At 67.8% G+C, this 14,660-nt stretch carries 15 protein-coding genes; 4 read left to right on the forward strand and 11 right to left on the reverse strand.

What is annotated here, in order from left to right; genetic code table 11:
* Nucleotides 1-47: 47 nt before the first annotated feature.
* The 8 genes from pcaC to BLT71_RS01060 form a co-directional block, all read right to left on the reverse strand.
* A complete protein-coding gene (gene pcaC, locus BLT71_RS01025; protein ID WP_091716822.1) occupies nt 48-530 on the reverse strand; it encodes a 4-carboxymuconolactone decarboxylase in 483 nt (160 codons plus the stop codon).
* Complete coding sequence (locus BLT71_RS01030; RefSeq protein WP_091716824.1) at nt 527-1,345, reverse strand: alpha/beta fold hydrolase; 819 nt, start codon at nt 1,343-1,345, stop codon at nt 527-529. Before BLT71_RS01030 ends, pcaC begins: the two co-directional genes overlap by 4 nt.
* Nucleotides 1,338-2,810, reverse strand: coding sequence for a lyase family protein (locus tag BLT71_RS01035; RefSeq protein WP_091716826.1), 1,473 nt, complete (start codon nt 2,808-2,810; stop codon nt 1,338-1,340). The genes BLT71_RS01030 and BLT71_RS01035 overlap by 8 nt, the downstream gene beginning before the upstream one ends.
* On the reverse strand, nt 2,807-3,370 hold the full coding sequence (pcaG, locus tag BLT71_RS01040; RefSeq protein WP_091716828.1) for a protocatechuate 3,4-dioxygenase subunit alpha: 564 nt from the start codon (nt 3,368-3,370) through the stop codon (nt 2,807-2,809). The genes BLT71_RS01035 and pcaG overlap by 4 nt, the downstream gene beginning before the upstream one ends.
* Nucleotides 3,371-3,386: 16 nt before the next feature.
* On the reverse strand, nt 3,387-4,265 hold the full coding sequence (gene pcaH, locus BLT71_RS01045; RefSeq protein WP_091716831.1) for a protocatechuate 3,4-dioxygenase subunit beta: 879 nt from the start codon (nt 4,263-4,265) through the stop codon (nt 3,387-3,389).
* A gap of 42 nt (nt 4,266-4,307) precedes the next feature.
* On the reverse strand, nt 4,308-6,182 hold the full coding sequence (locus BLT71_RS01050) for a bifunctional sugar phosphate isomerase/epimerase/4-hydroxyphenylpyruvate dioxygenase family protein (protein WP_091716833.1): 1,875 nt from the start codon (nt 6,180-6,182) through the stop codon (nt 4,308-4,310).
* Nucleotides 6,182-7,063 (reverse strand): shikimate dehydrogenase, encoded by an 882-nt coding sequence (locus BLT71_RS01055; protein WP_091716835.1) that lies wholly within the window; start codon nt 7,061-7,063, stop codon nt 6,182-6,184. The genes BLT71_RS01050 and BLT71_RS01055 overlap by 1 nt, the downstream gene beginning before the upstream one ends.
* A gap of 121 nt (nt 7,064-7,184) precedes the next feature.
* A complete protein-coding gene (locus BLT71_RS01060; RefSeq protein WP_407681229.1) occupies nt 7,185-8,066 on the reverse strand; it encodes an IclR family transcriptional regulator in 882 nt (293 codons plus the stop codon).
* A gap of 229 nt (nt 8,067-8,295) precedes the next feature.
* Here BLT71_RS01060 and BLT71_RS01065 point away from each other — a divergent pair, with 229 nt between their 5' ends.
* Nucleotides 8,296-9,615 carry an MFS transporter gene (locus BLT71_RS01065; protein WP_091716837.1) on the forward strand — a complete coding sequence of 440 codons (1,320 nt, stop codon included), beginning with the start codon at nt 8,296-8,298 and terminating at the stop codon, nt 9,613-9,615.
* Nucleotides 9,616-9,782: 167 nt separating this feature from the next.
* On the opposite strand, the gene BLT71_RS01070 is transcribed toward BLT71_RS01065, so the two are convergent.
* Nucleotides 9,783-10,871, reverse strand: a complete 1,089-nt coding sequence (locus tag BLT71_RS01070; RefSeq protein ID WP_091716839.1) for an ATP-dependent DNA ligase — start codon at nt 10,869-10,871, stop codon at nt 9,783-9,785.
* 83 nt (nt 10,872-10,954) lie between these two features.
* Nucleotides 10,955-11,878, reverse strand: coding sequence for an AEC family transporter (locus BLT71_RS01075; RefSeq protein ID WP_091716841.1), 924 nt, complete (start codon nt 11,876-11,878; stop codon nt 10,955-10,957).
* A 147-nt stretch (nt 11,879-12,025) separates the two neighbouring features.
* Here BLT71_RS01075 and BLT71_RS01080 point away from each other — a divergent pair, with 147 nt between their 5' ends.
* Together BLT71_RS01080 and BLT71_RS01085 are read left to right on the forward strand one after the other, a co-directional pair.
* On the forward strand, nt 12,026-12,535 hold the full coding sequence (locus BLT71_RS01080; RefSeq protein ID WP_091716843.1) for a GNAT family N-acetyltransferase: 510 nt from the start codon (nt 12,026-12,028) through the stop codon (nt 12,533-12,535).
* 11 nt (nt 12,536-12,546) lie between these two features.
* Nucleotides 12,547-13,773: a pyridoxal phosphate-dependent aminotransferase gene (locus tag BLT71_RS01085; RefSeq protein WP_091723724.1), complete on the forward strand. Its 1,227-nt coding sequence runs from the start codon at nt 12,547-12,549 to the stop codon at nt 13,771-13,773.
* Between the two features lie 10 nt (nt 13,774-13,783).
* On the opposite strand, the gene BLT71_RS01090 is transcribed toward BLT71_RS01085, so the two are convergent.
* The gene (locus BLT71_RS01090; RefSeq protein ID WP_157693404.1) at nt 13,784-14,188 is read right to left on the reverse strand and encodes a hypothetical protein; all 405 of its coding nucleotides are present in this window, start codon (nt 14,186-14,188) and stop codon (nt 13,784-13,786) included.
* Between the two features lie 149 nt (nt 14,189-14,337).
* On the opposite strand from BLT71_RS01090, the gene BLT71_RS01095 reads away from it, so the two are divergent.
* Nucleotides 14,338-14,574 (forward strand): hypothetical protein, encoded by a 237-nt coding sequence (locus BLT71_RS01095; protein WP_015939010.1) that lies wholly within the window; start codon nt 14,338-14,340, stop codon nt 14,572-14,574.
* Nucleotides 14,575-14,660: the final 86 nt, after the last annotated feature.

A 14,660-nucleotide genomic window follows, 5' to 3' on the forward strand; every position in this document is an offset into this window, starting at 1 on the left:
TGGCAGTTGTTGTCGTTTTGGGGGCTCAAAACGACAACAACTGCGACCTAGTTGGGAGGGGTGGGGTTGGCGCCGGTGCCCGCGGGGTCTTCGTGGATGGAGTCGAGGTCGCGGAACACCTGCTGGGCGGTTTTGAAGGCCGTGTTGGCGGACGGAACTCCGCAGTAGATGGCGGTCTGCAGCAGGATTTCCTTGATTTCGTCCCGGCTGAGGCCGTTCCGGAGGGCCGCCCGGATGTGCATCGCCAGTTCCTCCCAGTGGCCGTGGGCCACCATGGCGGTGATGGTGACGGCGGAGCGCATCTGCCGGGTCAGGCCGGGCCGCGTCCAGATGCCACCCCAGGCGATGCGGGTGATCATGTCCTGGAAGTCCTCGGTGAATCCGTCCTTGGCGGCGTTGGCCCGGTCCACGTGCTCGTCACTGAGGACTTCCCGCCGGACGGCCATGCCGCCGTCGTAAATGTCCTGGCTGGTAGCGCCGGGCTGGACCACGCCGTTGCGCGCCGGATCCGGCTGTCCGGGGCCGCTCACTTGGCTGCCACCTGTGATTCGGCCCAGCTGATCAGCCCGCGCATCAGCTCGGCCACGTGGGCCGGGGCTTCGGCAGGTGCCAGGTGGGCGACGCCTTCGAGGGTCACGGCCGTGGCGGTGCCGCCGCCGTCCATGATTCCCGTGGCGACTTCATCGGCCATCGCCGGCGTGGCGACGCCGTCCAGCGCACCGGCGATCACCTGGGTGGGAACGCGGATGCTGCCGAGTTCTGCCCGGACATCAAACGCTGCCAGCGCTTCGCAGCAGAACGCGTAGCTGAAGCGGTCAGCGTCACGCAGGGCGTGCAGGAGCCGGCTGCTCAGTTCCGGCTGGCTGTCCATGAATCCGGGGGCAAACCAGCGCTCAGCGGAGCCCTGGATCATCACCGGGGTGCCCTGGGTCCGGACGGTTTCGGCGCGTTCCAGCCAGCCTTCGGGCGTCCCGATCTTGGCCCCGCTGTTCTGCACGGACAGGCTTTTCAGCCGTGCCCCGTGCTTGATGCCCAGCTGCAGGCCCACCGCGCCGCCCAGGGAGACGCCGGCGTAGTGGAAATTTTCACCGGGGGCGATGGAGTCGGCCAGGTCCACCACGGCGTCCGCGAGGGCTGCGACGTCGAACGTTTCGGTGGCTGCGGGTGAGACGCCGTGGCCGGGCAGGTCCCAGGCCACTACGTCGTAGTCAGTGCCGAGCAGGGATGCGGCCCTGTTCCAGAGGATGGAGGAGGTGCCCAGGGACGGGCCCACCAGCAGGAGGGGGTGCTCGCCCAGGGGTCGTTGGGGGGACAACAGCGCTGCCTTCAGTGCCGGCTTAGCCACGGGAAGCTCCATTCGCGTCGGGAGGGGTAACAAATTCGGGAAAAGATGCCAGGATGCGGCCGGAGATTTCCGCGGCCTGGCCCAGATAGTTGGCGGGGTCCAGGAGTTCATCCAGCCGGGCATCGGGAACGACGGCGGCGGGGACGGCCTCACGGAACAGCTTGCGGTAGGTGCTGGCCTGCTCGGCGGGCGGCGCCTGGAGGGTCCGGTCCACCACGTCCTGCAGCTGCTGCTTGCCGCTGCGGCCGTCCTTGTCTCCCAGCAGGGGTGCCACCGCGGCGGCGACGCCCTCGGCCAGCAGCAGCGGGCCGGAGAGGTCGAGGTTGCGGCGCATGGCGTCGGGGAATACCTGCAGCCCTTCGGCGAGTTCGCGGAGGTGGCCGGCGGCGCCGAGGGCCAGGGCCAGCAGCTGGCGCAGGGCCGGCCACTCGGTGTGCCAGGCGCCGTCGGGGCGTTCGTCGTTGAAGTTGGCGGCGGCCACGTGCAGCTGGGCGGCCAGCTGGGGTGCCTGGAGTGCGGCGCTGCGGACCAGGACGGACAGCACGGGGTTCTGCTTCTGCGGCATGGCGGAGGACACTCCCCGGCCGGCGGCACGCGGCTCGGCGAGCTCAGCCACCTCGGGCCGGCTCAGGAACAGGACGTCGGCGGCGATCTTGCCGAAGGCGTCCAGCACGGAGGCCAGCGCGTGGCCCAGGGAGGTGATGGCCAGGCGGTTGGTGTGCCACGGAGCCGGGGCCGGAGCCAGGCCCAGTTGGGCAGCCAGGGCATCGGCAAGGGTGAACGGCGTGGCGGAGCTGCTTTCCGTCAGCACGGTTCCGGCAGCGAGCGTTCCCGCCGCACCACCGAACTGGACAGGGAACTTCAGGCCCTCCAGCTGCCGGCCTGCGGCGGCCACGCCCTGGAACCACTGGGCCGCTCGCAGCCCGAAGGTGAAGGGAAGCGAATGCTGCGTCAGGCTCCGGCCCACGCACAGCGTGTCCGCATGCTGCCCCGCAAGGTGCGCGAGCGCCGTCGTCGTCCCTTTCAGGTCCGCCAGCACCGCGTGGACGGTGTTGCGGGCCAGCAGCATCAAGGCCGTGTCCAGCACGTCCTGGCTGGTCAGCGAGCTGTGCACGGCTTTCCCGGCCCCAACCCCGGCGGTGTCCAGCGCCGCGACGTTTTTCCGGAGGTCCGCCAGCAGCGGGATCACGGGGTTGCCGCCGCCTTGGGCCCGGAGGGCAATGTCCGCCACGTCGTAGCGCCCTGCCTCGGCCGCGGAGGCAACGACGGCGGCGGACCCGGCAGGTGCCAGGCCGGCGTGTTCCAGCACGGCGGCCCAGCCCGATTCGACGGCGAGGATTGCCGCCAGCACGGCACGGTCGCCGGTGAGCGCCGCCACGAGGGGCGACGCCGAGACGGGACTGAGCAGGCCGGCGTCGCCTCCGTCCGCGAAGGGGTGCAGTTCTCCGGGGGCGGGGTGCGTCACTGGAAGTCCAGGAAAACCGTCTCGCCCTCGCCCTGGAGGCGGATGTCCCAGGTGAGGCCGCCATCAGGGTCGCGGCGGGCGATCAGCGTGCTGCGGCGCTCCGGATCCAGCGAGCTCAGCAGGGGGTCGTTGGCCAGGGCCTCAGTGTCCTCCGGCAGGTAGATGCGGGTGAAGAGCCGGTTGGTGAGGCCGCGGGCGAAGATGGCCACGGAAATAAACGGGGCCGAACCGGGCTTGGTGGGGCCGGGGTTCACGGTGGTGAAGGTGTAGACGCCGGAGTTGCCCACGGCGCCGCGGCCCCAGCCGGTAAACGTGTAGCCGTCCCGGACCAGCGAACCGGTGCGCTGGACCACGTTGCCTTCGGAGTCAGGCTGCCAGATTTCCAGGATGGCGTCCGGGATGGTCTGGCCGGCGCCGTCGTACACGGTGCCCTGCAGGCGGATGGATCCGGGCGAACCGGGGGCCAGCAGCTCGTTGTCCTTCTCGTACGGGAGCGCGTAGCCGTAGAACGGGCCCACCGTCTGGCCTGGGGTGGGAACGAGTTTGGTGGAGTTGCTCATGTGCGTGGTCCTCTGCCTATTCGTTGTCGTCGTCGCCGGCGGCACCCAGTGCCTCGTTTTCGGTCCAGGTCCGCTTGGCCCCGGTCAGGACGATGTCCCAGTTGTAGCCCAGGGCCCACTCGGGTTCAGTGAGGCTGTGGTCGTAGCTGGCCACCAGCCGGTCGCGGGCGCCCTGGTCCACGATGGTCTGGTAGATGGGGTCCAGCGGGAAGAGCTGGTCGCCGGGGAAGTACATCTGGGTGATGATGCGCTGCGTGAACTCGGTGCCGAACAGCGAGAAGTGGATGTGTGCCGGGCGCCAGGCGTTCAGGTGGTTCTTCCACGGGTAGGCGCCGGGCTTGATGGTGGTGAAGCGGTAGGAGCCGTCCGGGCCGGTGATGCAGCGGCCGATTCCCGTGAAGTTGGGGTCGATGGGCGCCGGGTGCTGGTCCCGCTTGTGGATGTAGCGGCCGGAGGCGTTCGCCTGCCAGATTTCCACGAGCTGCCCGGCCACCGGACGGCCGTCACCGTCCAGGACGCGGCCAGCCACGATGATCCGCTCACCCTGGGGCTCGCCGTTGTGCTGGATGGTCAGGTCCGATTCCAGTGCGTGCACGTCCTGGTGCCCGAACGCCGGTGAGTACAGCTCGATGGTTTCCGGGTCTGTGTGGTGCAGGCTCTTGGTGGGGTGGCGCAGGATGCTGCTCCGGTACGGCGGGTAGTCCAAACGGGGCTGGACCTCCGGCTGCGCGTCGTCCTTGAGCGCGCGCCGGTAGGCCTCGCCGATGGAGCTGATCTCGGCACTGAGGTCGGCCTGGGTTTCGATGGCCTTGTCCAGCGGCAGGTGGGCCGCCTTCGGCTCGGCGGGCGGTACGGACTCATCCGTTTCAGGCTGGGCGTGTGTCTCTTCCGGCACGTCCGGCTCCTTTCTGGGGGTGTTCTCTGGTGCGTTGTGTGGTCAGCGGTGCAGTGAGTCGTATTGGACGGCGTGGCGGACGGGCGCATTCGGGGCGCCGTAGCCGCTGTAGCCTCCGCGGCGTTCCACCATTTCGAAGAACACGCTGCCCACGGTGGCTGTGTAGAAGTGCAGGAACTCGCCGTCCGCGTCCCGGTCGTACAGGAGGTTGAGCTCCCGGAGCGTGGCCAGGAAGCCGGGGGCGAGGTCGAACCGGGCGTCCAGGTCCTCGTAGTAGTTGGCGGGGATCTCAAGGAAGTCCAGGCCGCGGGACCGGGCGGCCCGTGCCGCCGCCACGAGGTCGTCCACCGCGAAGGCGATGTGCTCCTGGTAGGTCTTCGGGGCGTGGCCCTGCTGCACGGGGGCGAGATTCAGCACCAGCCGGACGGCGCCGTCGGCCGTTTCCATGACCTGGGAGCGGACCAGGCCGCTGGGGCTGGGGACCTCCGCGAACGGCTGCGGTTCCAGGGCGAGAGCGCTGGTGTAGAAAAGCACGGCTTCGTCGAAGTGCTGCCACGGCTGGGCCAGGTTCACGTGGTCGATCACCGCATTCAGCGCGGACCGTGCGTGTTCGAGCCCTTCGCCGAATTCGTGGGTCCACGCGGCGGTGCCGTCCGGGCTGCCCTGGCAGAGGAAGATCTCGGTGGAATCCGGGGCGGAGATTCCTTGGAAGACTTCCTCGTCGGCCTGGACCTTGCGGGCCACCACCGGTGCCTTGAGCTGCTGGGCCCGGGCTGAGGCAATCACGGGGGAATCGACGTCGAACCCCAGGGCCGCGATGGACGGCTCGGCGTGCGAGGCAGCCTGCTCGTTGATGATGACCCGAGCCTGCCCCATGGTCCACAGCTGGACATCTTTGGTGCGGTGCCGGCCTTCGAATCCGAAGCCAAGCTGGCCCAGGAGCCTCTCCAGCTGGGCGGTATCGTCCGCCTTCACCTCGGCGAAGTTGAAGCCGGCGGGTTCGTTCACCTTGGGGAGCGTGGCCAGTTCCATGGGATAACGACGCCGGTGGGCGGCGCCGCCTGCCGCCGCACCGTCCGTGCCGGTCCCGGCGTTGTCCCCGAGCCACTTGGCGCTCTGTTCCTCCAGCCAGATGAGCGAGCGCATGGCATCGACGGCCGTCCGCTCCACATCGGACTGCCGGAAAACGTCATTGAAGACCTCCAGCGACACCGGGCCGGTGTAGCCGGCGCGGACCACGTGGCCCATGAACTTGGCGAGCTCGAACTGCCCTTCGCCCGGAAAGACACGGTAGTGGCGGCTCCAGGACAGGACGTCCATGGACAGTTTGGGGGCGTCAGCCACCTGGACGAAGAAGATCTTCTCCGGGTTGATCTGTTCGATCGGTGCGGTGTCCCAGTCACGGGACAGGATGTGGAAGGAGTCCAGGCAGGTGCCCAGGTTGGGGTGGTCCACCATCTCCACCAGGCGGTAGGCGTGTTCGTAGTCGTTGACGTACTTGCCCCAGGCCAGCGCCTCGTAGGCCACCTTGACGCCGTGGTCCCCGGCCAGGCCGGCCAGCTGCGCCAGCTGTTCTGCCCGGACGCCGTCGTCATCGATCGTTGCGGTGGCAACGTTGGAGCACACCAGGATGGTGTCCATGCCCAGGCGGGACATCAGCTTGAACTTGGCCTCGGCGCGGCGGAGGTTGGCCTTGAGCAGGTCCGGGGTGACGCCGTCGAAATCCCGGAACGGCTGGTAAAGGTCCAGGCCCAGCCCCAGGTCAGCGGCCATTTTCCGCACGTCTTCGGGGCTCAGCGGTGAGGTGACCAGGTCCTGTTCGAAGATTTCGATGCCGTCGAAGCCCGCAATGGCGCAGGCCTGCATCTTTTCCTTCAAGGTGCCGGAAAGGCAGACGGTGGCGATACCAGTACGCATCAGGCAGCCACCTCCTCGGCGGCCACAAGCTCAAGGAAGTGGCTGCGCATCCGCTCCGGGTCGGCGTCGAGGCCGGTGAAGATCCGGAAGGCGTCGGCAGCCTGGCCCACGGCCATACGGCCGCCGTCCAGGACCTCGCAGCCCTTGGCGCGGGCGCCGCGGACCAGCTCGGTCTCGATGGGCCGGTAGACAATGTCAGCCACCCAGTGCCTGGGCTCGAGCAGCTGCAGGTCCAGCGGAACGCCGGGGTGCGCGGCCATGCCCACCGGGGTGCAGTGCACCAGGCCGTCGGCCAGGGGCATGAGCTGCGGCAGCTCCGCCGTGGTGCGTGCCGTGACGGTGCTGTCAGGGAAAAAGCCGGACAATTCCGCTGCGCGTGCGGCCGCCCGTTCGGGATCCATGTCCACCAGGTCCAGCACAGTCACGCCCGCGCTGAGCAGGGCGTACGCGACGGCGGACCCGGCACCTCCCGCGCCGAGCTGCACCACACGGTCCAACCGGGCGCCGGGGAGACCCGAGGCGAGGGCTGCGGCGAAGCCGGAGAAGTCGGTGTTGTGGCCGATGAAGCGGCCGTCCCGGATGACCACGGTGTTGACGGCACCGAGCCGGCGGGCATCAGGGCTCACCTCATCCAGGTGCTGCAGGACCAGCTGCTTGCAGGGATGCGTGATGTTCAGGCCATTGAAGCCCAGCGTGCGGGCGCTCCGGAGGACCTCGCCCACGGAGTCCCCCGCCAGGCCAAGTTCGAGGAGGTCAATGGGGCGGTACAGGTAGCGCAGGCCCTGCACGTCACCTTCCCGTTCGTGCATGGGCGGGGTGAGCGATGGCGTCACGCCATCTCCAACCAGTCCCACCAGGTAGGACTCAGTTCGTTGGCTCATCCGTGCAGCTCCTTTGGTAACGGCACCGGGCCGCGGGGCGGCACGCCGGTGACAGGGATTACAGTACAGCAATTGTTCATTCTGCGCACTAATGTTCGACTAGCGAACACTTAGGGCGGGGCTACCTTTGCGGAAGCCGCGCGGCCAGCTCAGCCGCAGCATCCTGCAGGAGCAATACGTGCGCCTTCAGCTCGTCCAGGGTCATGCGGAAGACCGGAGCCGCCGTCGCCAGCGACGCAAAGGCGTGCCCCTGGCTGTTGAGCAGCGGGACCGCGACGGCACGCATGCCGATCTCGTTTTCCTCGTCCATCACGGCGTAGCCCTGGCGGCGCACCTGCTCGATCTCGCGGCGGAAGCCATCGCGGTCTGTGATGGACTTTTCCGTCAGCGGCTCGAGCGGCAGCTCGGCGAGGAGGTTTTCGCGCTCGGCGTCCTCGGCAAAGGCCACCAGCGCCTTGCCGACGGCGGTGGCGGACAGCGAGCCCAGGTGGCCGGGGTCGCTGGTCACCCGGAACATCTGCGGGCCGTCCACCTTGTTGACCGTCAGGTGGTGATGGCCGTCGCGAACGCTGAGGATGGTGGCCTCGCCGGTCTGCTCCGTGACCCGGCGAAGGACCGGCAGGGCGGCTCCGGCGAAACCATGATGATTGGACACCCGCTGGCCCAGCTGGAAGATCCGCAGGCCCAGATGGTAGCGCCGGCCATCCGGCTCATAGTCCACGAAACCGTCGCGGGCGAGCGAGCCGAGGAGCCTGTAGGTGGTGCTGAAGGGCAGCTCCGCGCGCCGCGAAATCTCCGCTGCGCTGGCACCGCGCGGCTCTTCGCCCAGGAGCACCAACAGGCCAAGGGCCTTGCCCACCATGTCGGTCCGTTCGGCGCCCTTCCGGCCGGCACCCTTGGCCGCCTCCGGGGAATCACCCTGCACGTCAGGAATGGCAGGGCCACCCCCTCCCGTCGGATCATCCTGGACACCATCGGCCATTGTGGCTTGATTCACACTCATGCGTCGATGTTGCCACAATGTGAGAGCTATTTCTAGATGGTGATTATTTCCTTGACAAGTGACAGCCCTCACAGCCATCATTGCTGTATCGCACAAGTAGCTCTCACCATGTGGCTACTCGCTCGGGTCTTGAGAGGACTCCAGCCGCATCGCGCCCCGCCCGCACCCAGGCCGCGGCGGCTGCGACTCCTGAACCATCCGCGACAATGCCGTCACACAAAGGAACTCCATGAGCCAGACACTTCCTTCCGCCGGAGCGGGCACCGCCACGCATACCGGCACCCCCAAGAAAGCCGCACTCGCCAGCTTCCTGGGCAGCGCCGTCGAATACTACGACTTCTTCATCTTCGGCTCGGCGGCCGCACTGATCTTCCCCACGGTCTTCTTCCCCAGCGCTGACGCCAACGCGGCCATCATGTCCTTCGCCACCTTCGGCTTCGCGTACATTGCGCGGCCGGTGGGCGCCGTCATCCTGGGCCACTTCGGCGACAGGGTGGGCCGGCAGAAAGTCCTGATGTTCACCCTCGTCCTGATGGGTGCTTCAACCTTCCTCATCGGCTGCCTGCCGGACTTCAACACCGTAGGGTGGTGGGCTCCCGCGCTGCTGGTGCTGGCCCGCCTCTGCCAAGGCCTCTCAGCAGCCGGCGAACAGGCCGGTGCTTCCTCCATGACCCTGGAGCACGCCCCGGACAACCGCCGGTCCTTCTTCACGTCCTGGACCCTGACCGGTACCCAGGGCGGCCAAATCCTCGCAGCGCTGGTGTTCATCCCCGTCCTCGCCCTGCCGGACGAGATCAAGTACGGCATCGGCTGGCGCATCCCGTTCTGGCTCAGCGCAGTGGTGGTTGTGGTGGCGTTCTTCATCCGGCGCACCCTGCACGAGCCACCCGCCTTCGCGGAAGCCCAGAAGTCCGCCCAGATCTCCAAGCTTCCCGTCGCCGACCTCCTCAAGGGCCACTGGCGCGATGTGCTCCGCGTGATCTGCTGTGCCTTCATCGCCGCCGTGTCCACCGTGTTCGGTACCCTCGCCATCAGCTACGCCAAGACCGTGGCCGGCGTGGACGGCACCACCACACTGTGGCTCGTAGTGGGCGCCAACCTGGTAGCCCTGGGCACCCAGCCACTCTTCGGCATGCTGGCAGACAAGATCGGCCGCAAGCCCGTCTACATCTACGGCGCCCTGGCCAGTGCGGTGCTCACCCCGCTGTTCCTGCTGAGCCTGGAATCCGGCAGCGTCCCGCTGATGTTCCTGGCCGCGATCGGCATGTTCTCCTGCGGTTACGCCGCCGCCAACGCCGTATGGCCGTCCTTCTACGCCGAAATGTTCAGCACCAGGGTCCGCTTCTCCGGCCTGGCCATCGGCACGCAGCTGGGCTTCCTGATGGCAGGGTTCGCTCCGGCCATCGTGGCCGCGATGGGTGGCATCAAGCCGGGCGGCTGGGTGCAGATCAGCATCTTCACCGCGGTCATCTGCGTCATCGCTGCTGTCTCGGCCATGACGGCCAAGGAATCCTACAAGACCCCCACCAAGGAGCTCGGCCTCAAGTAGGCCCTCCGCCCGTACACTCCTTCCCGGTTAGCGACCGGACAAAGCCCGCCACCTCCTGCAAAGCCCGGCGGTGGCGGGCTTTTCCAAGCTGTGGGCAGCGGCGGGGTGCCGGTAACTGGGCAGGAGTGCACGACGGCGGCCCGGCAGCGGGCCTGCGCCCTGCATAATTAAGGCTTGCCGGTCTCCAGCACGGAAGCCAGGTCAAAGTTCACCGGCTCCTCCAGCTGCGCGTACGTGCAGGACTCCGGATCCCGGTCCGGCCGCCAGCGGTTGAACTGGGCGGTGTGGCGGAACCTCTCGCCTTCCATGTGGTCGTAGCGGACCTCCACCACCAGGTCGGGCCGGAGCGGCACGAAGGACAGGTCCTTCCCGGCGCTCCAGCGGCTGCCCTCGGCGTTGCGGTGCGTCCGCTCCCCGTCCTCCTGCTTCGCCCAGGCCCATGGGTGGTTGTCGAAGTCGGTCACCAGCGGCTGCAGCTCCTGGAAAAGCTCCTGCCGGCGCTTCATCGGGAAGGCGCCGATCACGCCCACGCTCGCCAGGCCGCCGTCGTCCTTGTACAGGCCCAGGAGCAGCGAGCCGATGACGTCCGGGCCGCTCTTGTGCAGCCGGTACCCGGCCACCACGCAGTCGGCGGTGCGTTCATGCTTGACCTTGAACATCGTCCGCTTGTCCGGCTGGTACGTTCCGTCCAGGCGTTTGGCCACCAAGCCGTCCAACCCTGCCCCTTCGAACTGCTCGAACCACTGGCTTGCCGTGTCCTTGTCCGTGGTGGCAGCGGTGAGGTGGACCGGAGCCTTGCTGGCCGCGAGCGCCTTTTCCAGGGCGGCCCGGCGTTCGGCGAAGGGCCTGCCGGTGTAGTCGTCACCGTCCAGGGCCAGGAGGTCGAAGGCCACGAAGGAGGCGGGCGTCTGCTCGGACAGGAGCTTCACCCGGCTGGCGGCGGGGTGGATGCGCTGCTGCAGGGTGTCGAAGTCCAGCCGGTCACCGGAGGCACCCACCAGGATGATTTCGCCGTCAACCACGCAGCGCTCCGGGAGGTTTTCCTTGAGTGCGGCCACGAGCTCGGGGAAGTAGCGGGTCATCGGTTTTTCGTTGCGGCTGCCGATCTCCAGCTCGTCTCCGTCGCGGAAGATGATGGACCGGAAGCCGTCCCATTTGGGTTCGTAGCTAAGGTCCCCGCCTTTCGGAATGCCGTCGATGCCGCTGACGGCCTTGGCAAGCATGGGCGGGACGGGCGGCATCACGGGAAGTTCCATGTGCCCATTCTTGCCCGGCAGGTGGCGGGGGCGGTACCCCCGGGACGCCCGGCGCGGCGCGGCCTTCGCCGGATTCAGCAGGCTCAGGCGGCCAGGAGCCAGACGATCAGGACCAGGACCGGGGCAGCCGCCGCCGTCGAAATGAGGATGGTCTCCCGCGCCACCGCCATGCCCCGGCCGTATCTGCTGGCGAAGAGGAACACGTTCTGGGCCGGCGGGAGCGCGGCCATGAGCACCACGCCCAGGAGCATGTGCGGTTCGAGGTTGAAGAGAAAACGGCCCACGACGTAGGCCACCGCGGGCATCACTGCGGACTTCAGCGCGGTGGCGGTAAGGATTTCGGCCGTGTGCCCGCCGCTCCGGAGCATTCGCGTACCGCGCAGTGACATCCCGAAGGCCAGCAGCACCACCGGCACCGCCGCACCGCCCAGCAGCGTCAGCGGCGCCATGACCGGTTCGGGCAGCTTCACGTGGAAGGCGGCCAGGACGGCTCCGAGGAGGGTGGCGATGATCATCGGGTTCCGGAAGGGCTGCGTCAGCATCAGCCGCGGCGAGAAGCGGCCCGCGGCGGAGAGGTCCAGGACGGTCAGGACCAGGGGTGCCAGCAGGAGCAGCTGGACCAGCAGCACCGGGGCCACCGGCGTGGCGTCACCCAGGGCGTACAGGGTGATGGGAATGCCGATGTTGTTGGCGTTGACGTAGGAACTGGCCATGGCACCCACGGCCGTGTCAGCCATGGGGCGGCGGAACCAGATACGGCTGGCGGCGACGTACAAGAGGGCAGTGATGGTGGCGGTGAGGAGGGCCAGCGGGACGTAGGCGGAGAACACCACGGAGATGTCGGATTTCAGCACCACGGTAAAGAGGAGCACCGGGTTGGTGATGAAGAAGGCGATCTTCGTCAGCGCGGAGACGGTGTGCTCGTCACCCAGTCCGCACCGCGCGGCCAGATAGCCCACGGCAATCACGGCACCGATTACGGCCAGCCCCACCAGCACGCCGCCCATAGGGGTACTTCCTTTCCCGTCCGCATTCCCGCACTGCGCAGGCCCAGCGGTATTACAAGTACCAAACTTATCGGTCAAGTACTGGTCCCCGTGCATCGCAAGCCCATGTCCTCGACACAGAGCGGCCCATAAGGGTAGACGTTAACGATGGTTACGGTGCGTCCGGCGGAAGAAGGGGACCTGCCCGGCATCCTCGAGACCGACCGGCAAAGCGGCCGGAACCCTTCGGGGACCGCGGCCCTGGCCGCTGCGCTGGCAGACCCGGACCGGCTCGTGGTGGTCGCGGAATCCGCGGGAGAGGTGGTCGGGTGGGGCAAGACCCACTACTGGGACTATCCGGACGGCCCCGCACCCGCCGGCCACTACCTTGGCGGCGTGACGGTCCGGCCGTCACAGCGCCGCCGCGGCGTGGGTGCCGCCCTCACGGCGGCCCGGCTCCAGTGGATCTGGGACCGCACCCCGGATGCCTGGTACGTGGTCAATGCCGGAAACACTGCCTCGATCGGCATGCACAGCTCCTGGGGCTTCGTCGAAGTGGCCCGCGCTGCGCGGTTTCACACCACCACGTTCGACGGCGGCACGGGACTTCTCCTGCGCGCGCACCGGCCCGGGCGGGGACTCGCGCAGGAACCGGCCTCCCGTCGTCGTGCTTTGTGAAAAAATCAACCATGCGCGCCATGCAACACTCCAGCAAACTCCAGAACGTCCGGTACGAACTCCGCGGACCCATCCTCCAGGCAGCCAAGAACATGGAGGCCGAGGGGCACCGGATCCTGAAGATGAACCTGGGCGACACCGCACCGTTCGGCCTGGAGACTCCCGAGTCCGTGGTGGTGGACATGATCCACCACCTGCGGGGCGCCCAGGGGTACAGCGATTCGAAGGGCATCTTCTCCGCACGGACAGCGATCTCGCAGTACTACCAGACCCGCGGCCTCATGAACATCGGCGTGGAGGACATCTTCATCGGCAACGGCGTCAGCGAGCTGATTTCCATGTGCCTGCAGGCGTTCATGGAGAACGGCGACGAGATCCTGGTGCCCGCACCGGACTACCCGCTCTGGACCGCCGCCGTGACACTGACCGGCGGCACCCCGGTCCACTACCTCTGCGACGAAGCCGACAACTGGTGGCCCAACATGGCCGACGTCGAAGCCAGGATCACCAGCCGCACCAAGGGCATCGTGATCATCAACCCGAACAACCCCACCGGCGCCGTCTACCCGCGCCGCATCCTGGAGCAGTTCGCCGACCTCGCCCGCAAGCACAACCTGGTGCTGTTCTCCGATGAGATTTACGAAAAGGTCCTCTACGGGGACGCCGTGCACATCCACACCGCGGCCGTGGCCGAGGACGTGTGCTGCCTGACGTTCAGTGGACTCTCCAAGGCCTACCGGATGCCCGGCTACCGGGCCGGCTGGGTGGCGGTCACCGGACCCCTCGCAGCAACCGCCGCCTACCGGGAAGGCCTGGAACTGCTCGCGTCCCTGCGGCTGTGCCCCAATGTCCCGGCCCAGCACGCCATCCAGACCTGCCTGGGCGGCTACCAAAGCATCGAAGCCCTGGTGCGGCCGGGTGGCCGGCTCCGTGAACAGCGCGACCTTGCCTATAAGCTGCTGACCGCCATCCCGGGCATCACCTGTGTCCCCGCGGCGGGGGCCATGTACCTGTTCCCGCGACTGGACCCGGAGCTGTACCCGATCGCCAGCGACGAGCAGTTCGTCATCGACCTGCTCAGGGACCAGAAGATCCTGGTGTCCCACGGCACGGCCTTCAACTGGCCCACGCCGGACCACTTCCGGTTCGTGATCCTCCCGTCCGTCCTGGACATCGAGGAAGCGGTCCGCCGGATTTCGACGTTCCTGGCGAGCTACCGCAACCGCGAAGCGGCGTAAAAACCCGGGGTCAGGAACGGCCCTTGGCCCCTGCGGCCTTGACCAGCCGTTCCGCCTCAGCCACGATAAGCCCCTGAACCGGCGGCGGGACGGCCGCCCCGCGCCGGCCGCTGCCCTCTTCCTCCCGGATGCCCACGGCCAAGGCGCTCATCAGGTCGGCATCCTCGGTGGTTGCCAGGTCACTGCCGATGAGCTGGACCAGCACCTTCAGGCCTGCGAGCCGGCGGTGCGGGTCACGGCCATCCAGGGCGGCATCAAGAGCCCACTGCGCCCGCTTCCACCACTGGTCCCGCCTGTCCGCGCGGTCCCGCTGCCGGTAGGCCAGGTAGGCAACGAGGACGACGCCGAAGGTCGCCAGGGGCGCCAGCGACGCCGCCCCGAGCACCACAGCCCAGATCCCCTGCAGAATCTCCATGGCACCACCATAGGCGCGGCCGGACATTTACAGGTCCGGCGCCAAGAACTAACCGGCAGCTAACCGCGGGGAAACGGGCACGCAACATTCGCAGCCCACACTGGTGAATGCAGGCAAGAGCCGGCACCAGCTCCAGCCAGGAGGCCCCGATGTTGAAGAAGGCGACCACGCATGTAACCAGAGTCCGCACCTTGGATCAGCTCCACCGCGGCGACGAAATCGAAGCCCGGCTGTCCGTGGGGCCCTCCTACGACGATGTGGTGATCCGCCGCGGCAGCGTCCAGGAAACAGCGCCAGGAATCGGCGTCGTCTGGATCATGGACCGGATCACGGGCCTCCGCAAAGCCATCAATACGGACGAATGCACGGTCTGGCGCGTCGCCTGATCCGTTTCTTGACGCACGACGGCGGCACACCAGTGGCGCGGCATCGGGCGCAGTCAGTAAGGACTGCCCGAATCCGCGGCATGAAC

The organism is Pseudarthrobacter equi (assembly GCF_900105535.1).
Classification (GTDB): Bacteria; Actinomycetota; Actinomycetes; order Actinomycetales; family Micrococcaceae; genus Arthrobacter; species Arthrobacter equi.